The sequence below is a fragment of the Pseudoalteromonas distincta genome (assembly GCF_000814675.1).
In the GTDB taxonomy this organism is placed as follows: domain Bacteria; phylum Pseudomonadota; class Gammaproteobacteria; order Enterobacterales; family Alteromonadaceae; genus Pseudoalteromonas; species Pseudoalteromonas distincta.
In genome coordinates, this window is record NZ_JWIG01000002.1 from 1 (window position 1) to 22,575 (window position 22,575).

Sequence of the window (22,575 nt, forward strand, 5' to 3'; positions counted from 1 at the left end):
TTACGGACAGTGCCTGGTGGGTAGTTTGACTGGGGCGGTCTCCTCCTAAAGAGTAACGGAGGAGCACGAAGGTTGGCTAAGTACGGTCGGACATCGTACGGTTAGTGTAATGGTAGAAGCCAGCTTAACTGCGAGACAGACACGTCGAGCAGGTACGAAAGTAGGTCATAGTGATCCGGTGGTTCTGAATGGAAGGGCCATCGCTCAACGGATAAAAGGTACTCCGGGGATAACAGGCTGATACCGCCCAAGAGTTCATATCGACGGCGGTGTTTGGCACCTCGATGTCGGCTCATCACATCCTGGGGCTGAAGTCGGTCCCAAGGGTATGGCTGTTCGCCATTTAAAGTGGTACGCGAGCTGGGTTTAGAACGTCGTGAGACAGTTCGGTCCCTATCTGCCGTGGGCGTTTGAGAATTGAGAGGGGTTGCTCCTAGTACGAGAGGACCGGAGTGAACGAACCGCTGGTGTTCGGGTTGTCATGCCAATGGCATTGCCCGGTAGCTACGTTCGGAACTGATAAGCGCTGAAAGCATCTAAGCGCGAAGCAGGCCTCGAGATGAGTTCTCACTAGACTTTTAAAGTCTCTGAAGGGCCGTTGAAGACTACAACGTTGATAGGCAAGATGTGGAAGTGGTGTGAGCCATTAAGCTAACTTGTACTAATTACCCGTGAGGCTTAACCATACAACGCCAAACGCGTTTTATGCGACAGTTTGACAGAAGTTAATATGACTAAAGTAGACATTACTTAGAAAGACTTAAAAAATATTATCAGATATTTTCCAAATTCAGTTAATACGCAGAAATACGTATTAACGCCCAAATTTGCTTGGTGACAATAGCGTTTTGGACCCACCTGACTCCATGCCGAACTCAGTAGTGAAACGAAACAGCGCCAATGATAGTGTAGCATTTGCTATGTGAAAGTAGGACATTACCAGGCTTCAAATAAGAGAAACCCGTTACAGCAATGTGACGGGTTTTTTGCTTTCTGAGATTTAGTAAATAGCCAAGAGCCCGAACCGCACTCAGCAGTGAAACAAAACAGCTCGAAGGCGAGCCCCGGCCAACGATAGTGTAGCATTTGCTATGTGAAAGTAGGACATTACCAGGATTTAATTAAGAGAAACCCGTTACAGTAATGTGACGGGTTTTTTGCTTTTTGTAATTTTGTAAATAGTCCATGCCGAACTCAGTGGCGAAATGAAATAGTTCTAAGGCGAGCCCCGGCCAACGATAGTGTAGCATTTGCTATGTGAAAGTAGGACATTACCAGGCTTCAAATTAAAGAAACCCGTTACAGCAATGTGACGGGTTTTTTACTGTCTGGGATTTAGTAAATAGCCAAGAGCCCATGCCGAACTCAGTAGTGAAACAAAACAGCTCGAAGGCGAGACCCACTGAAGGCTGCCCTGACACAAAGATAGTGTAGCATTTTACTGTGGCTCTCCACCGCTGTAGGCACTACGAAATCCTACTGCGTAGCGCACCGACTTCAAATTGTAGAGAGCCCGAGTAAAAATAGTCGGGCTTTTTTACGCCTGCAGAAAAGTGAAATACGCGCAATTAACACACATTCACATCAACACCCATCACGTAGGTCGGGGAGCTTAGCGACTTCTGACGTTAATTTAATTTTTTTATTTTTTATAAAAGCTAATTACTCTCATTTCCTTAGATAACAAATTTAATTTTGCTTTGTTACTGTCTTTGATTTAGGATCAAATCAGTTTAAAACCAAGAACTAACAGCCTGTGTATAGATTATTAATTAGCGCCATATCCATTTTATTTTGTTTTTCTGTGTCGGCAGTTGAAGTAACTGATCTATATCAAGATATTTTAAAAGTGGATGACAAAACACGAGATACTCGATTAGCTGCGAGTCGTAAAGCTTTGCTTAATGTTTTAGTGAAAGTAAGCGGTGATGAAACTGCGGATCAAAATAAATTAGCGCAGCAACGTACTAAAGATATTTCTGATTATATGCTTAAGTTTGAATATGACGAGAGAGCAAATGGACAATTGAAACTCGTTGTTAAATTTGAAGCTCGAAAGATCAACGCGCTAATCAAAGAGTTAAACTTACCTTTATGGGGAGTGCAACGTCCATTAGTAGCAATATGGTTAGGTATTGAAGACAATTGGCGCAGAGAATTGGTAACACAAGAAAGTTACCCGCAGTTAGAGCAGTTAATTTATGACAAAGCAGGGCGTCGTGGTTTACCTGTCGTTGTTCCATTACTTGATTTACAAGATCGACGTCTAGTAGGTATTCCTGAGGTGTGGGGTAACTTTTCAGAACCAGTAGAAGAGGCCTCTAGACGCTACAGCGCTGAGCGAAGTATTACAGCAAGAATGTATAAAGAAGCAGATAGCGAAAATTGGATTTTAGACTGGCGTTTTACTAATGATGATCAATTTGATTCAAATCGATTAACCGGTGATAAACAGCAAATAGTTAGCCAGATGATTGACACCTTAGCACGAGGCCTTGCAAGCGAGTATGCAATTGATCCAAATGCTTATTATGAACAAGCAACTGCTATGCTCACGCTAAAGGGTACACAAAGTTTTGTTGATATAGAATTAGCGAAACGAAGATTATTGAGCCTAAGTGTTGTTACGCAAGTCAAAATTGTTCGTAAAACACCGGAATTTGTTGAATTTAAACTAAATCATACTGGTAACTTGAGTGATCTTAAAAAAGGGTTAGGGCTAGACTCTTCATTTAAAGATTATGAGGATCCACGCGCATTTTATCATGTTGTTGATAAAAATAGCTTAGAGTATCAATGGGTAACACCATAATGCTAATGTCTGAGCCGATGCAAATGGCACTACCGGTTACTTTACCGGATGACGAAACATTTGCATCATATTTTGGTGGAGAAGACTCTTTGGAGGTTAATCACCTAAAAGATAGCTTTTCCAAATTAGCCAAAACGTTTCAGTATACATACCTATGTGGTTTAGGTGATTCGGGCAAGTCTCACCTTTTATATGCAACCTGCATAAAAGCACAAGAGCGTGGCTTATCTAATATGCTGCTGTCTATGCGCGAAGTAATTGACTTTGGACCTATGGTATTAGATGGTTTAGAAGCGCTTGATGTTCTATGTATTGATGACGTGCATTTAGTTGCAGGGAATGATGCGTGGGAAAAAGCACTATTTAACTTTTTTAACCGGTTTAACGAACCCGGTAAAATGTTAGTAGTAACTGCTGATTTACTTCCTAGCATGCTCAATATATCTCTGCCTGACTTAGAGTCTCGTCTAACGTGGGGAACAACCTTTCAAATTCGTTCTATGAGTGATGACGATAAAGCACAAGCGCTTGTTAAGCGCGCTCACATGCGCGGCCTTGAATTAAGTGATGAGTGTGCACGCTTTTTATTAACCCGTTTAAGCCGTGATATGCGAGCTTTATTAGATGTACTCGACAAATTAGATCATGCATCTATGGCTGCACAGCGAAAATTAACTATTCCTTTTATAAAATCAACGTTAAAGCTGTAGTAGGTCTAGAATCTAGACCCTGCTTTCAGTTATCATAAGCTATTATCAGAGCGTGTTTACCTTTCCTGATTGGAATTTGTTTAACTTAAGGGTGCTTTAATCGCGTCGTGAGGACATTAGCATAGTTTTTATATGTAAAACCCGAACAACAAAGAGAGTAGCCTTCAAGATAAACACTTCAAACAACACGTGTTTGGTCTTTATTTAGCGTTATTGCATGAGTTATGTAGAAACTACAGCCCAATGCCTAACCTTATTTATTTGCCAATCACACAGTTGAAAGCAATCTTGAAAGGCCAACACGCTCTTAAGCAATCACCTTCTGTGAAAGATCAGGTATCGAATGAACTTAGAAAACATATTAGCGCAAGCACTTGAGGCGGTAGCCAGTGCCAGTGAAATAGCGCAGTTAGAAGATATCAGGGTTAATTACCTTGGTAAAAAAGGCGAAATCACTAGCTTACTTAAAACGTTAGGTAAAATAGCACCTGAAGAACGTAAAGAAGCAGGCCAAGTTATAAACCAAGCTAAACAAGATGTGCAAGTTGCTATTAACGAAAAGCGTGAATTGCTTGCAAGTAAAGCACTTGAAGAAAAGCTAGCTGCTGAAACTATAGATGTAACTCTGCCAGGGCGTGTTATGCCTACTGGCGGTTTACACCCAGTTACGCGCACTATTGAGCGTATAGAAAGCTTTTTTGGTGAGTTAGGTTTTGAAGTTAAATCTGGTCCAGAAATCGAAGACGATTTTCATAACTTCGATGCGCTAAATATCCCAGAGCACCACCCAGCACGTGCTGATCATGATACCTTTTATTTCAATCCTAAATTAGTACTACGCACACAAACCAGTGGCGTGCAAATTCGTACTATGGAAACTGAGCAGCCACCACTGCGGATTATTTCACCTGGACGTGTATACCGTAACGATTACGACCAAACACATACACCAATGTTCCACCAGGTTGAAGGTTTAATGGTTGATACCGATGTTAGCTTTACGGAGTTAAAAGGTATTTTGCATGATTTTTTACGTAACTTCTTTGAAGAAGATATGGAAATTCGTTTCCGTCCTTCATTCTTCCCGTTTACAGAACCTTCAGCTGAAGTAGATGTTATGGGTAAAGACGGTAAGTGGTTAGAAGTACTAGGCTGCGGCATGGTACATCCAAATGTACTTAAGTCTGTGGGTATTGACCCAGAAAAATACACCGGCTTTGCCTTTGGCATGGGTGTAGAGCGTTTAACAATGTTGCGCTATGGCGTAAACGATTTGCGTGCATTTTTCGAAAATGACTTAAAATTCCTGAACCAGTTCCGTTAAGAGTGAAACAATAAAATGAAATTTAGTGAAAAGTGGTTAAGAGAGTGGGTTAATCCTGCTATTGATACGCAAGCTCTTTCGGAACAGCTTTCAATGGCTGGTCTAGAAGTTGATGGTGTTGAGCCTGCTGCTGCCAAATTTAATGGCGTAGTTGTTGGTGAAGTTGTTGAATGTGGTCAACACCCTGATGCAGATAAACTGCGTGTTACCAAAATTAACGTAGGTGGCGATGAGCTACTTGATATCGTGTGTGGTGCACCAAATTGTCGTTTAGGTATTAAAGTTGCTGTCGCAACTGTGGGCGCTGTACTTCCTGGTGACTTTAAAATTAAAAAAGCCAAACTACGCGGCCAACCTTCAAACGGAATGCTATGTGCTTTTGTTGAGCTAGGTATTAGCGAAGAAGGCGACGGCATTATGGAATTGCCAAGCGATGCACCAGTAGGCACTGATTTACGTGACTATCTAGGTCTTGATGACAATATTATTGATGTTGACTTAACACCAAATCGTGGTGATTGTTTAGGCATTAAAGGCCTTGCTCGTGAAGTAGGTGTTTTAAATAGCATTGACGTAAATGTATTAGATATCCCAGCGGTTACGCCAACAATTGATGACAAAGTATCAATTGAGCTAGTTAATGAAGATGCATGTCCTCGTTACCTTGGCCGTGTGATAAAAGGCATTAACCTTGATGCTGAAACACCACTTTGGATGGTTGAAAAATTACGTCGTAGTGGCGTACGTTCTATCGATCCTGTAGTTGATGTTACTAACTATGTATTACTTGAACTTGGTCACCCAATGCACGCGTTTGATTTAAATGCGATTGAAGGTGGTATTAAAGTTCGTAGTGCAAACGCAGGCGAAGAACTTGTTTTATTAGACGGTAATACCGCTAAATTAAACGACACAACACTTGTGATAGCCGATCATAATAAAGCACTTGCAATTGCAGGTATTTTTGGTGGTGAGCAATCAGGTGTTACAAATAAAACATCTGATATATTACTTGAAAGCGCATTTTTTAATCCTGTTGCAATCGCAGGGCAAGCACGTAGCTACGGTTTGCACACTGATGCTTCACACCGTTATGAACGCGGTGTTGATTTTGCTCTACAACACGATGCAATGGAACGTGCAACAGCACTTCTTCTCGAGATTGTAGGTGGTCAAGCAGGCCCTGTAGTTGAAGCTGTTGCGGCTGATAAACTACCAAAAGTGACTGAAGTACGTCTTCGTCGTGCACGTTTAGACCGTGTTATTGGTCATCATATTGAAGATGCTAAAGTAACAGATATTCTTACGCGTTTAGGTCTTGATGTTAAAGTAGAAAATGAAAGCTGGAGTGCGGACGTACCAAGCTACCGTTTTGATATTCGCATCGAAGAAGATTTAATTGAAGAAGTAGCACGTGTTTACGGTTACAACAGCATTCCAAATGTTGCACCAACTGCAAAACTTAAAATGACGACACATAACGAAGCAACTATTGCGCTTAGCAAGTTCCGCAATACGTTAGTGACTCGTGGTTACCAAGAAGCAATTACATACAGCTTTGTAGACCCTAAAGCACAAGCTATTTTACACCCAGAGTGTAAAGCAATGGTATTACCGCATCCTATTTCAATTGAGATGTCAGCAATGCGTGTAAGTTTAATGCCCGGTTTATTAGCGTCTGTAGCTTATAACCAAAATCGCCAACAGCCTCGTATTCGTTTATTCGAACATGGTCTTAAATTTATAAGCGACGAAAGTGCAGAAAACGGTGTTTACCAAGTGCCGGTTATTGGCGGTGTTATAACAGGCCTTGTAAATGGCGAGCATTGGGTTGAAGAAAAACGTAATGTTGATTTTTACGATTTAAAAGGTGATGTTGAAGCCTTACTTGCAATTACCAATGACATTACTCGCTTTGAAATTAAAGCCGAGCAGTCAGATGGACTTCACCCTGGTCAATCAGCAGTAATATATGTTGATGGTAAAAAGGTTGGTTTTTTTGGTGCTTTACATCCTCAAGCTCAAAAGTCGTTAGATATCAACAACGCAACTTTTGTTTTTGAAATTGAAATGTCAGCAATAGAAAAAAGAAATTTACCGCAAGCAGAAGGGGTGTCTAAATTCCCTTCAAATCGCCGCGACATCGCGATTTTAGTGGCAGACAGCGTTAAATCTGGCGACATTTTAAGCGTGATCGAAAAAGTTGGCGGAAATCAATTGGTTGACCTAAACTTATTCGATGTGTATAAGGGCAAAGGTATTGAGCCAAATTATAAGAGTTTGGCGATTGCTCTAACACTGCAAGCGGTTGATAGAACACTCGAAGAGAAAGATATCAATCTAGTAGTTGATAACGTGGTGGCCGAATTGGCCGAACAGTTTAATGCATCGTTGAGGGACTAGATATGGCGCTTACTAAAGCCGACATAGCTGAACACCTATTTGAAAAGCTCGGGATCAATAAAAAAGATGCCAAAGATTTAGTTGAAGCGTTTTTTGAAGAAATCCGCTCAGCGCTAGAGAAAGGCGAGCAGGTTAAGCTCTCTGGATTTGGTAACTTTGATCTTCGAGACAAAAAAGAAAGACCAGGCCGCAACCCGAAAACAGGCGAAGATATTCCTATTTCGGCACGTCGCGTGGTGACTTTTCGACCAGGTCAAAAGCTTAAAACCCGCGTAGAAGTGGGCACAAGCAAAGCAAAATAAAAAAAGGCAGCGTAAGCTGCCTTTTTATTTGCCTGAATAACCTAGTTATTAAATTATACCAACCTGCATAAATCTTTGATCAATTTAACGAATTAAATAGCACTATAACGTCGTTAAAATATTTTTATCTAGAACAACTAGATACAAAAGTTTTTGCCTAGTTCTAGCGTAATTTTCTTAACGTTAAATAGACCCCATACATAAGCAGATTGGTATTAGGTTATTTTTGCGATTATAAATTAAAACTCTCGAGGAGATACAAAATCACCTGCCATTATTTGCTGAAATGTTTGCTCTGCAAGTACATCTAGGCTATCTAAGCTTTTACCATTTGCGACTAATTTCTGCTCAATTTCAAATGCATCAATATTTTCAATCCCCGACATTTTCGCTACTTTAGAAAATATATATGCGTGCTTAAACTTATCATGTTTATAAAAAAGACTAATAAGTGATGTATACACTTCCGGATTCGGTATGTTGTCTTTTTTATTGAGCTCTAGAGTTTTATAAAGTAAATCAATGGTTTTTTCATCATCAAATTTAATATAGTACGATGCTAAAAAAAATTGCATTTCGGCACTTTGCGTTACACTTTTATCATTTTCTATAGCCAATAATTTAGTCAACGCACTTTGGTTGTTATTTCGTGACCATTGGTAGTAGAGCAAACCTGGGTGGTTTGTATTTTGGGTATCTTGATATAACCGAGTCATTTCTTTAATACTCGTTAATTGACCATCAATACGTGACGTTTTTTTAGCTTTTAACTTAATATGTTCAATTTTAGCGGCCAAAGTTATGCATTGGTTATAAGATTCAAAGTCCTTGAGTAATTGGTATTTATTTTCATCAGTAGGGTCTTTGTATTCTATGTAGCGTTTGATAATTACATCAGAACGCTCATCCTTGCAGTGACTGTCTTTGTTTAAGTCGCTACAAAAGCCAGGTGTTTCTTTGCACACTTGTGCGAGTGTTAACGGCTCTTCACACCCTGCCAATGTTAGCAAACCCAATAGTACACTTGCTTTTTTAAGCATTCCTTAACCCCAAATGAATATTTACTTTGTTATTCTAACGCAATCATTTAACGCCTAACAGTAGAGAATAACTTCAGTTTAAATTAGAATAGCCCTGCCTGAAGTGCATTACTCTCAAAATATAGTGCATTTTTAAAGGCTATCCGTTCAAAATGATAAACTTAGGTAAATAAAATGACCTCATCTCACGAGTTAGAATACACAAATAGTTGGCAAGAGCGCCAAGATTACGCAGAAAGCATGCAACCAATCATTGGTAAGCTTTACCGTAATCGTGGTATCGAAATCGCTGTATATGGCCGTCCTCTCGTAAATGCCAGTACTATCGATATTATCAAATCTCACAAAACCGTTGCTCAGTTTGAAGGCACTAAATTACGTTTGCGCGAAAGCTTCCCATTTTTAGAAGCTATCAGCAAAATGGAATTAAACTCAGCACGTATTGATATTGGTAAGCTTGCATATAGTTATTTGTTCACTGAAGCCGCAAAAGGTCGTTCAGTAGAAGAGTTTGTAAAAGATGAACTTGCAGAAATAACAGACTCACCAGCGAAAGAGCCACGCGATGTAGTATTGTATGGTTTTGGTCGTATCGGTCGTTTATTAGCGCGTTTATTAATTGAAAAATCAGGTCCATATTCAGATTTACGTTTGCGCGCTATTGTTGTGCGTGGTGGTAAAGATGGGGATCTTGAAAAGCGTGCAAGCTTACTGCGTCGTGATTCAATTCACGGTCCATTCAATGGCTCAATCACTATTGATAAAGAACGCAATGCAATTAAAGCTAACGGTAGCTACATTCAAGTTATTTACGCTAACTCTCCTAGCGAAATTGATTACACTCAATACGGTATCGACAATGCATTAATTGTTGATAACACCGGTATTTGGAAAGACGAAGCGGGCCTTGGCCAGCATCTAGAGTGTAAGGGCGCTGCAAAAGTATTATTAACAGCTCCTGCAAAGGGCAATATCAAAAACATCGTATATGGTGTTAATAACAAAGATATATTACCTGAAGATAAAATTGTTTGTGCAGCAAGCTGTACAACTAATGCAATTACACCAACGCTTAAAGCACTAAACGATAAGTTTGGTATCAATAATGGCCATGTTGAAACTGTACACTCGTACACGAACGATCAAAACCTTATTGATAACTACCACAAAGCAGAGCGCCGTGGCCGTGCCGCAGCACTTAATATGGTAATTACTGAAACAGGTGCTGCAAAAGCGGTTTCAAAAGCATTACCAGAGCTTGAAGGCAAGTTAACAGGTAACGCAATCCGCGTACCTACACCTAATGTGTCGCTAGCTATTTTAAATCTTAACTTAGCAACAAGCACATCAGTTGAAGAGCTAAACGCATTTTTACGCGATACAGCACTTCATTCAGACTTACGTGATCAAATTGATTACACTGCATCAACGGAAATTGTATCTACCGATTTAGTAGGTAGCCGTTACGCAGGTGTTGTAGATTCACAAGCAACAATTGTTGAAGATAACCGTATTGTTTTATATGTATGGTACGACAATGAATTTGGTTACAGCTGCCAAGTAGTTCGTTGTATGCGCGATATGGCCGAAGTGTCATTCCCAAGCTTACCTCGCTAATTTATTTGCAGTGACTTAAAAGCCAGCATGTTGCTGGCTTTTTTGGTCGTGTATTATTTTTAAAGCGTATGCCTTGTGATAGGCTTTAATTAATAAAATGCACATTCGTTTTACTATTTATAAAATAATGTCAGTTCTGTGAATTAATAAGCAGATAAACTTATTCAACCTAAAGGTTTTTTCATGAAAATCAGCAGCAATTTCGACAGTGGTAATATCAAAGTTATTGAAGCCACCGATCCTTTAAATATTCAATTAGAAATTAATAAAGATCACCAGTCTGAATTTTATCAGTGGTTTCACTTTCGTCTTGAAACAACACCTTACCAATTGCATAAGTTAAATATTAATGAGCTTGATAAATCAGCTTACCCAGATGGTTGGGAAGGGTATCAAGCCGTTGCATCATATGACCGCCAAACATGGTTTCGTGTACCATCAAGCTATGAAAATGGCACATTAAGCTTTGAAATTGAACCAGAGTGCGGCAGCGTATATTTTGCTTACTTTGCACCATACAGTTACGACCGCCATTTAGATCTATTATCTTGGGCACAAAGCCAAGGCGCTTGCCAATTAATAACGCTTGGTGAAACACTCGATGGCCGCGATATGAGTGTGCTTAAAATTGGTGAGCCAAGTGAAGACAAGAAAACCATTTGGATCACAGCACGTCAACACCCAGGTGAAACAATGGCGCAGTGGTATGTTGAAGGTCTACTGCACAAACTTCTTGATGACGAAGACCCACATGCAGCTGCGCTCTTATCAAAAGCAGTATTTTACGTTGTGCCTAATATGAATCCAGACGGCAGCGCACGTGGACACCTTCGTACTAACGCTAAAGGTGTTAACTTAAACCGTGAATGGCAAACACCAAGTATGGAAAACAGCCCTGAGGTTTACTTAGTGCTTAATAAAATGCGCGAAGCTGGCTTAGATATGCACTTAGACATACACGGCGATGAAGCTATCCCATATAACTTTGTGGCAGGCAGTGAAGGTATTCCAAGTTACGATGAACGCTTAAAAGGCTTAGAAGATAGCTTTAAAGCTGCGCTTTTAACTATTACACCAGAGTTTCAAGATGAGCATGGCTATCCAAAAGATGAGCCAGGTCAAGCTAACCTTACGGTAGGTTCATCAGCTACTGCTGAAGAATTTAAAGCCTTAACGTACACAATTGAAATGCCATTTAAAGACAACAATGATTTACCTGATCCAGATTATGGCTGGTCAGATCGTCGTTCGTATCAATTTGGTCAAGATACATTAGCGGCTATTGTTAATGTTGTTGATGATTTAAGATAAAACGCTTATCTAAAAGGGTATCAATAGTTTTGATACCCTTTTTGCTTTTAATAAAACCCTTTGTATAAAAAAAATAATCATATAGCAGCTTTATTCTTAAAACGTTTTCAACGCTTCTTCGCTGCGTATCATCACCGTATCGGTACAAATCAATCTACTTTCATTTAAATACTACAGATGTAGTGCCTTTCGCCAAGTGTGTAATTATATATTTTGAAAATTAAGTGTTAACAAAGTTAGGTTACTTAAGTTAAGATTAATTAAATCATGAGTCGGGACGGGAGAGGTAAAACCTTATTTCGTAAAGCTTATGTAGCGTAGTAGCTAAAGCAGAGTCTCGTAATTAAAAATAATAAATATAACTATAGAGGATATCCATGGAAGCTTTTGTAAGTGCTGTTAATGATGTTGTTTGGAGTGATGCACTCATCTATTTATGCCTAGGCGCAGGCTTGTTTTATTCAGTATTAACTCGATTTGCTCAAGTTAGACATTTTAAAGAAATGTGTAAGTTATTATTTAGTCCTAACACGTCTGATAAAGGTATCTCATCTTTTCAAGCCCTTGCAGTATCGTTATCTGGACGAGTAGGCGTTGGTAATATTGCTGGTGTTGCTGCCGCTATCGGCTTTGGTGGACCAGGCGCAATTTTTTGGATGTGGGTTGTTGCATTTTTAGGTGCAAGTACTGCATACGCAGAGTCTACTTTAGGCCAAATTTATAAAACAGAAGAAGATGGGCAATACCGTGGTGGCCCAGCGTACTATTTTGACCGTTGTTTAGGGCAAAAGTGGCTAGCTGTTTTATTTGCTGTTTCGGCGATTATTGCCTGTGGTGTTTTTCTACCTGGCGTGCAAGCAAATGCAGTAGGTAATGCGTTTACCCAAGTGTTTGGCAATGGCAACATGGTTACTACTAGCTTTGGTGACGTAGGTAGCTTTAAGTTAGTCGCTTTAGCAATCATCCTTATTGTTTTAGCGTTTATTATTTTTGGCGGTATAAAGCGTATTGCAAACTTTACGCAAGTAGTAGTGCCATTTATGGCGCTTGGTTACATAGTACTGGCATTAATCGTAGTATTTTTAAATTTAGATAAAGTAGCTGATATATTCTATCTAATTATTAGTGATGCATTTACTGCGCAGGCAGGTTTTGGTGCTGCTATTGGTTGGGGCGTAAAGCGTGGTATATATTCTAATGAAGCTGGCCAAGGTAGTGGGCCTCATGCTGCAGCCGCTGCAGAGGTTGATCACCCAGCTCAACAGGGTTTAGTACAAGCTTTTTCGGTTTATGTTGATACCATTTTTGTATGTACTGCAACAGCATTAATGATTTTAATAACGCAGCAATATAATGTTGTGGGTGATTTACCAGCAGGACAGTTTATTGTACAAAATGTAGATGCAGCCACTGAAGTAGGCTCAGCAGCCTTTACTCAAATGGCTTTATTTAGTGTATTTGGCAGCTTTGGACAAGCATTTGTCGGTATTGCATTATTCTTCTTTGCCTTTACCACAATACTTGCTTATTACTTCATTGCAGAGACAAATATTGCTTACTTAAATCGTTACTTTAAAGGCAATATCCCGCTTGTCCTTGTGAAATTTGTGATTATGTTCATGGTTGCATACGGTATGGTTAATAATTCAGGTTATATCTGGACTATTGGAGATATTGGCGTTGGCTTAATGGCTTGGATTAACATATTGGGTATTTTAGCTATTTTCTTTGTAGCTAAGCCAGCTTTGTTATGTTTGAGCGATTATGAGGATCAGAAGAAAAAAGGCGGAAAAATCACATTTGATCCAGTTAAATTAGGGATTAAAAACGCCTCGTTTTGGGAAAAGCGTCTAGAGAAACAGTCAAAAGACGCTGAGTAATTAAACTTAGTGGGCAACTTAGAAAATTATAGCCCCTAAATCAGTTGTTGGTTTGAATTCAAAAAAGACAACGAGAAATAAAACAAGTACAATAAAGGCGCCGAAAGGCGCTTTTTTTATGCGTAGTATGGAGAGAAGTATGGCGATTATTCGTTGCCCAAAATGTGCAAAATCAATTTCAGATAAACATAAGCAATGTCCGCATTGCGAAAGCAACATTGCAGAGCTAAACGACGAGCAAGTTTTACAACTTCAGCGCGAACAGCGAATTAAAAAAAAGCAGATGTTTATAAATCACTCCTTTTTGGCGCTTATCTTATTTTTAGGTGGTTTTTTCTGCTTGTACTTTTTACAACCGCAAGAAGAAACACTTCAGTGGTATGCTTACACTGCCGCGATAGGCATAGGCTGTATTTGGTACCTTGTAAATCGTATTATTTTAGTGACTCTAAAAAAGAAAAAATGACATGAACATCGACAATCTTGTACAAAATATTACTCCCGAATTATTCGAACGCTTACAATACGGTGCTTCTACTGGCAAGTGGCCAGACGGTACCGTTTTATCAGATGAACAAAAGCAACAAACAGTGCAGTTGGTTATGTTGTATCAAGCAAAGGTGGCTCAATCAAACGAGCAATTTACGATTGGTGCTAATGGTGAAATGATCCAAAAGACAAAAGCTCAACTACAAAAAGAATTCAAATCAGACAACGAAATAGCTAGGTTTAGTGAACATGATCTTTAAGCACCTTTTTACACCTAAGTGGAAACACCCAAAGCAACAAGTACGTCTTGATGCTATCGAAAAATTAGACATTGAACGTGATGCAACCATATTAAACACGTTAGCACTTGAAGATAGCTCAGCTGAAATTCGCCGTAAAGCGCTGCAAAAGGTAAATAATTTGCCGCTATGGTGGAAAGCGTATAAACAAGATCAAGCATTAAAAGATATAGCAGAGCTGCAAATATCTAATGCTGTTTTAAATAGCGAAAGTACACTAACAGCGCAAATCAAAAGTGAATACATAGAGCGTTTTGCACCTGTTAAAACACTCGAAAAGTTAGCATTTGCAGAAAAAGAACTGCAAGTACGCGTTAAATTATTAAAACGTTTAGCAAATCCAAAATTAGTAGAAAAAGCATTTAAAGAAGGTAGCGAAGAGCTACAAACTCAGTTAGTTGAACTTGTTATTACCCATCAATTAATTAAGCCATTAGTAAAACATGCAAAAGGTGATGCAAAAGCAGCACTTGAAACGCATATTGAAAATGAGCGTTTAGCAATTGAAATGCCACTTCAGGTTGAAAGTGCAACACGTGTTATTTTAGCTAAGTTAAATGCTTTACGTGAAAAAACAGATTTTGGTGTTGTAAATTCACAAGCCGGCGAATTAATGGCCCAGTGGCAAGCACTTGAGCTTAAATGGTTAAGTGATGAGCGTGTTAAGCTGCTTGATGAAAAATACATTTCTATTACTACTAAGTTAGATGCACACATTGAACAGCTAAAAGCGGTACATGACAAAGAGCAGCAGCAATTAGCGCAACAACAGCGTCAATTATTAGCACTTGCAACACTTGAAGCTTTAGGTGAAGAAATTGAAAATGCCTTACAGCTTGGTCTTGAAACTCCAGAGCAAATTCAACAAGATTGGCTTGATGCAAAAGTAGCGCAAGCTAAGCAAGCTATTAGCGAAACAGAACTTGCTAATAATGCACAATCAAAACTCGCTGTAAGCAAGTTAGAAAAACTATTTACTCAAGTTGCTAAGTTACCCGAGCTAACAACGGCTATTAAAGAGTACAAACTCGCTTTTGCAGCATTATGCGAAATTAAGCCAGCAGAAGATTTAGCACAATACGATGCAACTCTAACTGAATTTAATAATGGCTTTAAAGCAGCGCGTAATCATTTGAATATTTTAGATGGCGCACTGCAAAGTACCTTTAAAACACAGTTAAATGGGCATAAAAAGCAATTTTTAGCACCAATGAATGAGCTAGTTAAGCCACTTGAAAAAAACCAAAGCCAAGCAAAGCGCAAAGCTCGTGATGTTAAGCGCCTAATTGAAGAAGGTCGTTTTAATGTTGCTTTTGGCGTGTTTAAAGGCTTTGAAGAGTTATTTAATACACTTACTGAGCAATATCAGCAGCCACTTGTGAATATAAAAGCAGACCTTGAAGCGCAACTTGCAGATGCGAAAGATTGGCAAAAATACGCTGCAGCACCAAAGCGTAAAGCTTTATTAGAAGAAGTAAGTGCATTAGTAAGCGAAGAGTGTACAGACCCACAACAACGCGCAGAGCAAGTAAAAGCGCTACGTAAACGCTGGAATGAGTTAGGTCGTTTAGATACAGATGAAGAAAAGCAACAAGGCGTGCAGTTTGATGAACAAATCGAGTTGTTATTTGCGCCTTGCCGTAGTTACTTCGCAGAGCAAGAAGTGCAACGCGAAGCATCAAAAGCACAACGTGAAAATATTATTAACGACATGCATGCGCTCCATTTACAGCCAACTGCTGAGGATGACTTTGATTGGAAACAATATGAAAGCCAATACAATCGTTTAAATAAAGCGTGGCGTAGTGTGGGTAAAGTTGACCCTAAAACATACCGTACACTAAACGATCGTTATAAAAATGAGCAACAACAAGTACTGGCTTTATTAAACGCATTTCATAAAAGTAATGCAGCACTTAAAAATGAGTTAGTAGAAAAAGCGCAGCAATTATCACAAAGCGATGATTTAGCCGCTGCGTGCCAAGAGTTGAAGCAAATGCAGCAGCAATGGCAAACCATTGGCTTTGCTGGTTTAAAAGCTGAAAATGCGTTATGGCAAAAGTTTCGTCAGTATAACGATGAAACATTTACCAAGCGTAGTAGTGAGTTTGAGCAGCAAAAACTCGAGCAAAACGAGTCAGATAAACAAGCAATTGCAGAACTTGCTGAACTTGAAGCAGCACTTAGTGATGTTAATCAAAGAGCGCAGTTGCACGACCTAGAAACAAAAGTGAAAGGGTACACGCAATTTAGATCGTTAGCGCCAAAGGTTACTAAGCTACTAGCTGCTATTGAAGATAAGCTTGCATTGCTTACAAGCAAATCTGAGCAAGCTAATTTAGATGCATTAATTACTGCACTTGAAAACAATGAAACGTTACCAAGTCAGTATCAAGCACCGCTTAAAACAGCATTAAGTAAAGAGCAACTTATTACTCGCATGGAAATACTAGCGAACGTAAGTTCAACCGATAAGTCACTTAGAATGGCAGAACAAGTAGCCATGCTAGATGACAAACATCGTGGCGATCATGCTGATTTAAACTATTATTTAAAACAGTTATTAGCGCTCAGTGACGGTTCAGTTGAACCTGACACACTAACGCGACTTAAAGCGACACTTGCAGCTTAATAAAACCAGCATAATCTATGCTGGTTACTATTTTACTAAGCCGCTTTAATAGCGGCTTTTTTATGTATCACTAATTCATAAACAAAAGGGTTCTCATGAGAATTTTAGTTATTATTGCAGCGTTATTTTTAACTGCCTGTAATACCACGCAAGGCATATCAGTATATTCATTTACTAACTCTGAGGTTGAGTCTGTACTGGGTAAGCAATTACCAAAGTTAAGTGAAAAAGTAAGCTTAATGGGTTTACCGGTTCAGTTTGATGTAAACGACTTAAGTGTAAATATTGGACCTGATAACCGTGATGTTGTTGTGCTTGGTGCCGATTCAAGCGCTGAAATTAATGCATTCGCACTTAAATACCCCGTGCGTTTAAAGCTGCAAATTGAAGGTAGCCCATTTTACGACAGTGAGAAAAAAGCAGTGTTTTTACGTAATATTAAATTACTTGATTCGAGTGTAGATGCCGGTGGTTTTAAAGGTAATTTAGGTGCGCTTGATAGCCAAGCAATGGATGTTATTAATGCTTTTTTAGCGGTTAACCCAGTTTATACATTAAACATGGATGACCCTAAAATGATGCTACTTAGTAAACTTCCACTTGATATGAAAGTGGTTGAAGGCGCAATTAAGCTAGTACCTCGTCTATAAGTAGATCTACCTACTTACAATATACGTATTGATTAGCCTGACTTTCAGGCTAATTAGGTTTTAATATTATGGCGGCTCCTCGTACTGTTCCCACTTCTCGGCTTTCTCGCTTTGCAAAATTAGGCTCACTTGCCACAGGTGTTGCTACCAACATGTTAGTTGATGGAGCTAAGAGCGCGCTAACAGGTAAAGGTTGGGATAATAAAAGCTTACTACTACAACCTAAAAATATTGAAAAACTAGCCACACAGCTATCACATTTACGTGGTGCAGCAATGAAACTCGGGCAATTGCTCTCAATGGATGCCGGTGATCTACTTAGTCCTGAATTAGCTCAGTTACTTGCTTTACTTCGCTCAGACGCGAATCCAATGCCTCATAAGCAGCTTGTTGAAGTGTTAAAAGAGCAATGGGGGGATGAGTGGCTAGCGCGTTTTTCTCATATTGAATTAAGGCCTTTTGCTGCAGCTTCTATAGGGCAAGTTCATTTGGCTTATAAAGAAAATGGCGAGCAGCTTGCTGTTAAAATTCAATACCCTGGTATTGCTAAAAGTGTAGTAAGTGATGTCGATAACGTTATTTCGTTATTAACGATTTCTCGATTATTGCCAAAAGATCTTAATATTAAACCACTTATTGGTGAGGCTAAGGCACAGTTATTAGCTGAGGCTGATTATAAGCGGGAGGCTCAGTACTTAATACGTTATAAAAATGCATTAGCAACTAATCCCCACTTTAAAGTACCCAAAGTATATCCAGAGCACAGCACACAACACGTGCTAACTATGGAGTATATAAAAGCAGAACCTATTGAGAGCATTACAGAGCTACCTGATAGTCAAAAAAGCTTTGTTGCAGAGCAACTTATTGATTTGTTTTTCAAAGAAATGTTTGAATTTAAATTGATTCAAACCGACCCTAATTTTGCCAACTTTCATTATCAGCTTGAGACCCAAAAAATTGTTTTATTTGATTTTGGTGCAACGCGAGAAATATCAACCGAGCTTAGCTTAGCGTACTTAGCCTTATTTAAAGCGGGTAGCGAAAACAACCGAGAAGGTGTACTTAAAGCGGCATCACACATAGGTTATTTTAAAAATGACTTAGTTGATGAGTATAAAAACAACGTCATTGATTTATTTTTAATGGCGTGCGAGCCGCTAAGAGCAGAAGGAGAATTTGATTTTAAAAATAGCGAACTCGCGCTCAAAATAAAAAATGCAGGGCTTGCCCTTAGTGCGCAATCTCAGCAATGGCATACACCGCCCGTTGATGCGTTATTTATTCACCGAAAACTTGCAGGACTTTACTTAATAGCCGCAAGGCTAGGTGCAAAAATAGATGTAAAAACGTTATTTAAGCACTATTTATAGCGTTTTAACTTACGCGTAAGTGCACTTTAAGTAATGAGTGCACTTAGCGTATAAAATTGCCATAATGCTCGCGATATTTCGCGAGGTGTATTTATGATAAAACAATTTTTAAACGATCCTAAATTATTGCTAAACGCAGTAGGTGAGGGCATATACGGTTTTGACCTATCGGGTAATGCGGTGTTTGTTAATCCTGCCGCTGAGCGCATGACAGGTTGGTGCGCTGAGGAACTATTAGGTAAAAAAATACACCAATATCATCACCATACTCATGCTGATGGCACACCTTATCCCGCTGATGAATGCCAAATTTACTGCACCATGTTTGATGGAAAACGTCGTGAAGTTAAAAATGAAGTTTTTTGGCGTAAAGACGGTAGCTCATTTGCAGTTCAATACACTTCAACACCTGTTTATAAAAATGATAAGTTAATTGGTGCTGTAGCGGTATTTCGCGATATATCACTGCAACAGCAAACACAAAATGCACTGCAAGAGGCACTTACTCAAGTAAAGCACTTAAGTGAGCAGCTAAAAGATGAAAACAACTACTTAATTGCAGAGCTCAACGAAGATTGGCAAGACTCAGGGCTAGTTGGACAAAGCCATATATTTCAAACCATGTTAGATCAAATAAAACTGGTAAGTGAAACCGACAGCACAGTGCTTATACTTGGCGAAAATGGCACAGGTAAAGAGTTGGTAGCCCGTAACTTGTATAGGCTAAGCAAACGTAGCGAACAAGCCTTTATAAAAGTAAATTGCGCTGCATTTACCCCGAGCTTGCTAGAGTCGGAATTGTTTGGCCATGAAAAGGGCGCGTTTACAGGTGCCAATGAACGTCGTAAAGGGCGCTTTGAACTTGCTGATAAAGGCACCTTGTTTTTAGATGAGATAGCAGAGCTTCCACTTGAGGCGCAAAGTAAATTACTGAGAGTCTTGCAAGAACAAGAGTTTGAACGTGTGGGTGGCAGTAATACGCTAAAAGTAAACATTAGAGTCATTGCAGCGACTAATCGCGACCTGTGGGAAATGGTACAAAAAGGCACGTTTAGAATTGATTTGTATTATCGGCTCAATGTATTTCCTATAAAAGTACCCGCCCTTAAAAATCGAAAAGAAGATATTCCTTATTTATGCGCTAATTTGATTGCGCAGCTAAATAAACGGCTCGGGAAAAACTTAAAAGGGCTAAGTAAAAAAGCAATTACGCAGCTGCAGGCTTATGATTGGCCAGGTAATATTAGAGAGCTGCAAAATGTACTTGAACGCGAAGCTATTTTATCTAATCAAGCGGTACTTCAGCTAAGTCAGCCTTTGCAAGCGGGTGGTGAAGTAGTTATTAATCCTTCACTTACGCTCGATGAAGCGCAAAAGCAGCATATAACCTCTGTTCTTGCGTTATCGCACTGGCAAATATCGGGTGATAAAGGAGCGGCAGTTAAATTGGGCTTACCTGAGAGTACACTACGCTCAAAAATGCGAAAGTTAGGAATTGCTAAAAATTCGTGAAATATCGCGAAGTGCGTTTAATATCGCGAATTTAATTTTACTTCGTTAAAATAAGCTGTTTATAATCAATGGCATAATTGAATTTAAGCTTGGTCTGAAAGTTGCAAATACTTGCTTAATACCCGTCATTATGAAGCAAGTACTATGAAGTTTGATATTAAAGAAGAAGACATGATCATTAAGCCCTATAACACCGAAGGGCCAATTTATATCCGCGAGCAGAAAGGGTTTTTTCAGCGCATACGCCGTAATTTAGGCTGGCTGTTAATGCTAACTTTTATTGCAATACCGTGGATTCAATATAACGGACAACAAGCTGTGCTGCTTGATGTGGCAACGCAAACCTTTACTATTTTTGGTTTAACACTCCTTCCTCAAGATTTTATGATTTTAGCCCTGCTATTTATGGCGGGAGCTTTTGCATTATTTTTTGTAACTAACTGGCTTGGTCGGGTTTGGTGTGGTTATACGTGCCCGCAAACAATATGGATGCTTATGTTTTCGTGGGTAGAGCAGCGCATTGAAGGCACGCGAAATCAGCGAATTAAATTAGATAAATCTCAGTGGACGCTAAGTACTTGGCGCAAAAAAATAACTAAGCACAGCGCGTGGATAGTTATTTCAGTTTTAACCGCCACCTCGTTTATGGCGTATTTTATTCCCGCAAAAAGTTTGTATATGGAAATGCTTACATTTGAATGGTCAGGTATTACGAGCTTTTGGGTGTTTTTATTCGCTTTTTGCACTTACGGTAATGCAGGGTTTTTACGCGAAAAAATGTGCACTATTGCTTGCCCTTATTCTCGTTTTCAGGCTGTTATGTTTGATAAAGATACGTTGCTTGTTACATATGATAACGAGCGAGGTGAAAGTCGTGGACCGCGTAAACGCAAAGCCGATCCAAAAGAGCTTAACTTAGGTGACTGTGTAGACTGTAACTTATGTGTAGAGGTTTGCCCGGCAGGTATAGACATTCGAAATGGCTTACAATATGAATGTATAAACTGTGGCTTATGTATTGATGCTTGCGACGATACTATGGAGAAATTTGGTTATCAAAAAGGCTTAATTAAATACGCCAGTGAAAAACAAATGGAAGGTAAAAAAACCAATCCATTTAGATTAAAACTAATAGGATACGGCGCATTAACGGCTTTGTTAATAATTTCTATGTTTGCATGGATGCTGCAACGCACACCAATAGAAGCCTCAGTACTACGCGATAGGAATGCGCTTTATAGAGTGAACTACGAGGGCCTGGTAGAAAACCCTTATACACTTACTATTATTAATAAAACGCAGCAAGCTCTGCATTACAGTATTGCCATAGAGGGCTTGCCAGAAGCAACACTCTCAAGTCCAAGTTCTACACTTATACAGCCAGGTGCAATGAAAAGAGTCCCCGTTACTGTAACAGCCGATGGTTACAATATTGCGCACAAAGTGAGTAAGTTACAATTTGTAGTAACAGCGCAAGAAGATGCCAGCATTACTATAACCAAAGACAGTCAATTTTATAAAAATTAGTTGTACTAGCTCAGACTTGATCCGACAGTTACCCGTTTTTTAATCGGTGACTGTCAGTCTAGATTTGAGCTAAATTTTTCTCAGCCCAGATCAATTTTCCATCTAATAAAGTTTCTAATGGCGTTCTGCCACAGCATATTTTTCCTTGATGAGTTCGGTCATTATTGTAATAAATCATCCATTCGTCCAGATCCTTTTGCAATTCCGCTAATGAGCTATATAGCTTTTTACGGAATGTAACTTGATAGAATTCATTGAGTATCGTTTTGTGGAAGCGTTCGCAGATACCATTTGTTTGCGGTGACATAGCTTTGGTTTTTGTATGATCGATATCATTAATAGCCAGATATAACTGGTAATCATGATGTTCGACTTTGCCACAATATTCAGTGCCTCTATCGGTTAGAATACGTAGCATGGGAAGCTCGTACTGTTCGAAGTACGGCAGTACTTTGTCGTTGAGTATGTCAGCCGCAGTAATTGGCGTTTTCGTGGTGTAGAGCTTAGCGAACGCTACTTTGCTGTATGTATCAACGAAGGTTTGTTGGTAGATACGCCCAACGCCTTTGAGATTACCCACGTAAAATGTATCTTGAGAGCCTAGATAACCTGGGTGAGCCGTTTCAATTTCACCACACGCTTCGTCATCATGTTTTTTCTTTTCAAGCGCAGCTACTTGAGCGTCGGTGAGAAT

The 22,575-nt window shown here is 39.4% G+C and carries 17 protein-coding genes and 2 rRNA genes; 17 read left to right on the forward strand and 2 right to left on the reverse strand.

Annotated features, from left to right (window positions below):
• The 7 genes from QT16_RS04035 to ihfA all read left to right on the forward strand — a co-directional run.
• A 23S ribosomal RNA gene (locus tag QT16_RS04035) occupies window positions 1-686 on the forward strand; the annotation flags it as partial.
• Between the two features lie 144 nt (window positions 687-830).
• Window positions 831-945: ribosomal RNA gene (gene rrf / locus QT16_RS04040) — 5S ribosomal RNA — on the forward strand.
• Window positions 946-1,756: 811 nt separating this feature from the next.
• A complete protein-coding gene (locus tag QT16_RS04045; RefSeq protein WP_039486285.1) occupies window positions 1,757-2,812 on the forward strand; it encodes a DUF2066 domain-containing protein in 1,056 nt (351 codons plus the stop codon).
• Window positions 2,812-3,522: a DnaA regulatory inactivator Hda gene (gene hda, locus QT16_RS04050; protein ID WP_002960693.1), complete on the forward strand. Its 711-nt coding sequence runs from the start codon at window positions 2,812-2,814 to the stop codon at window positions 3,520-3,522. The genes QT16_RS04045 and hda overlap by 1 nt, the downstream gene beginning before the upstream one ends.
• A gap of 343 nt (window positions 3,523-3,865) precedes the next feature.
• Window positions 3,866-4,846: a phenylalanine--tRNA ligase subunit alpha gene (pheS, locus tag QT16_RS04055; protein WP_039486289.1), complete on the forward strand. Its 981-nt coding sequence runs from the start codon at window positions 3,866-3,868 to the stop codon at window positions 4,844-4,846.
• 15 nt (window positions 4,847-4,861) lie between these two features.
• Window positions 4,862-7,249, forward strand: a complete 2,388-nt coding sequence (gene pheT, locus QT16_RS04060; RefSeq protein WP_039486292.1) for a phenylalanine--tRNA ligase subunit beta — start codon at window positions 4,862-4,864, stop codon at window positions 7,247-7,249.
• 2 nt (window positions 7,250-7,251) lie between these two features.
• Window positions 7,252-7,551 (forward strand): integration host factor subunit alpha, encoded by a 300-nt coding sequence (gene ihfA / locus QT16_RS04065; protein ID WP_002960690.1) that lies wholly within the window; start codon window positions 7,252-7,254, stop codon window positions 7,549-7,551.
• A 239-nt stretch (window positions 7,552-7,790) separates the two neighbouring features.
• On the opposite strand, the gene QT16_RS04070 is transcribed toward ihfA, so the two are convergent.
• On the reverse strand, window positions 7,791-8,591 hold the full coding sequence (locus QT16_RS04070; protein ID WP_039486311.1) for a DUF2989 domain-containing protein: 801 nt from the start codon (window positions 8,589-8,591) through the stop codon (window positions 7,791-7,793).
• Window positions 8,592-8,765: 174 nt separating this feature from the next.
• Between QT16_RS04070 and QT16_RS04075 the strand changes: the two genes are divergently transcribed.
• The 10 genes from QT16_RS04075 to ccoG all read left to right on the forward strand — a co-directional run bounded on the left by QT16_RS04075 (window position 8,766) and on the right by ccoG (window position 21,881).
• The gene (locus QT16_RS04075) at window positions 8,766-10,208 is read left to right on the forward strand and encodes a glyceraldehyde-3-phosphate dehydrogenase (protein ID WP_002960684.1); all 1,443 of its coding nucleotides are present in this window, start codon (window positions 8,766-8,768) and stop codon (window positions 10,206-10,208) included.
• 183 nt (window positions 10,209-10,391) lie between these two features.
• On the forward strand, window positions 10,392-11,519 hold the full coding sequence (locus QT16_RS04080) for a M14 family metallopeptidase (protein WP_002960683.1): 1,128 nt from the start codon (window positions 10,392-10,394) through the stop codon (window positions 11,517-11,519).
• A 377-nt stretch (window positions 11,520-11,896) separates the two neighbouring features.
• Window positions 11,897-13,399, forward strand: a complete 1,503-nt coding sequence (locus QT16_RS04085) for an alanine/glycine:cation symporter family protein (protein ID WP_039486316.1) — start codon at window positions 11,897-11,899, stop codon at window positions 13,397-13,399.
• A 139-nt stretch (window positions 13,400-13,538) separates the two neighbouring features.
• Window positions 13,539-13,865, forward strand: a complete 327-nt coding sequence (locus tag QT16_RS04090; protein ID WP_024605018.1) for a hypothetical protein — start codon at window positions 13,539-13,541, stop codon at window positions 13,863-13,865.
• 1 nt (window position 13,866) lies between these two features.
• Window positions 13,867-14,148, forward strand: coding sequence for a YeaC family protein (locus tag QT16_RS04095; RefSeq protein ID WP_007378333.1), 282 nt, complete (start codon window positions 13,867-13,869; stop codon window positions 14,146-14,148).
• A complete protein-coding gene (locus QT16_RS04100; protein WP_039486325.1) occupies window positions 14,138-16,819 on the forward strand; it encodes a DUF349 domain-containing protein in 2,682 nt (893 codons plus the stop codon). Before QT16_RS04095 ends, QT16_RS04100 begins: the two co-directional genes overlap by 11 nt.
• Before the next feature lie 95 nt (window positions 16,820-16,914).
• Window positions 16,915-17,469: a YceB family lipoprotein gene (locus QT16_RS04105; RefSeq protein ID WP_002960677.1), complete on the forward strand. Its 555-nt coding sequence runs from the start codon at window positions 16,915-16,917 to the stop codon at window positions 17,467-17,469.
• Between the two features lie 68 nt (window positions 17,470-17,537).
• On the forward strand, window positions 17,538-18,842 hold the full coding sequence (locus QT16_RS04110) for an ABC1 kinase family protein (RefSeq protein ID WP_039486327.1): 1,305 nt from the start codon (window positions 17,538-17,540) through the stop codon (window positions 18,840-18,842).
• A gap of 93 nt (window positions 18,843-18,935) precedes the next feature.
• A complete protein-coding gene (locus QT16_RS04115; RefSeq protein WP_039486329.1) occupies window positions 18,936-20,354 on the forward strand; it encodes a sigma-54 interaction domain-containing protein in 1,419 nt (472 codons plus the stop codon).
• Between the two features lie 144 nt (window positions 20,355-20,498).
• A complete protein-coding gene (ccoG, locus tag QT16_RS04120) occupies window positions 20,499-21,881 on the forward strand; it encodes a cytochrome c oxidase accessory protein CcoG (protein ID WP_039486333.1) in 1,383 nt (460 codons plus the stop codon).
• Between the two features lie 58 nt (window positions 21,882-21,939).
• Here ccoG and QT16_RS04125 read toward each other — a convergent pair.
• Window positions 21,940-22,575: integrase core domain-containing protein (locus QT16_RS04125; RefSeq protein ID WP_039486341.1), on the reverse strand; the 636-nt coding region annotated here is incomplete at its 5' end.

Bases quoted from the DNA above. Each gene is read 5' to 3' on its own strand.
- hda (WP_002960693.1), top strand. From the start codon at position 2,812: ATGCTAATGTCTGAGCCGATGCAAATGGCACTACCGGTTACTTTACCG.
- pheS (WP_039486289.1), top strand. From the start codon at position 3,866: ATGAACTTAGAAAACATATTAGCGCAAGCACTTGAGGCGGTAGCCAGT.
- pheT (WP_039486292.1), top strand. From the start codon at position 4,862: ATGAAATTTAGTGAAAAGTGGTTAAGAGAGTGGGTTAATCCTGCTATT.
- ihfA (WP_002960690.1), top strand. From the start codon at position 7,252: ATGGCGCTTACTAAAGCCGACATAGCTGAACACCTATTTGAAAAGCTC.
- QT16_RS04070 (WP_039486311.1), bottom strand. From the start codon at position 8,591: ATGCTTAAAAAAGCAAGTGTACTATTGGGTTTGCTAACATTGGCAGGG.
- QT16_RS04075 (WP_002960684.1), top strand. From the start codon at position 8,766: ATGACCTCATCTCACGAGTTAGAATACACAAATAGTTGGCAAGAGCGC.
- QT16_RS04080 (WP_002960683.1), top strand. From the start codon at position 10,392: ATGAAAATCAGCAGCAATTTCGACAGTGGTAATATCAAAGTTATTGAA.
- QT16_RS04085 (WP_039486316.1), top strand. From the start codon at position 11,897: ATGGAAGCTTTTGTAAGTGCTGTTAATGATGTTGTTTGGAGTGATGCA.
- QT16_RS04090 (WP_024605018.1), top strand. From the start codon at position 13,539: ATGGCGATTATTCGTTGCCCAAAATGTGCAAAATCAATTTCAGATAAA.
- QT16_RS04095 (WP_007378333.1), top strand. From the start codon at position 13,867: ATGAACATCGACAATCTTGTACAAAATATTACTCCCGAATTATTCGAA.
- QT16_RS04100 (WP_039486325.1), top strand. From the start codon at position 14,138: ATGATCTTTAAGCACCTTTTTACACCTAAGTGGAAACACCCAAAGCAA.
- QT16_RS04105 (WP_002960677.1), top strand. From the start codon at position 16,915: ATGAGAATTTTAGTTATTATTGCAGCGTTATTTTTAACTGCCTGTAAT.
- QT16_RS04110 (WP_039486327.1), top strand. From the start codon at position 17,538: ATGGCGGCTCCTCGTACTGTTCCCACTTCTCGGCTTTCTCGCTTTGCA.
- QT16_RS04115 (WP_039486329.1), top strand. From the start codon at position 18,936: ATGATAAAACAATTTTTAAACGATCCTAAATTATTGCTAAACGCAGTA.
- ccoG (WP_039486333.1), top strand. From the start codon at position 20,499: ATGAAGTTTGATATTAAAGAAGAAGACATGATCATTAAGCCCTATAAC.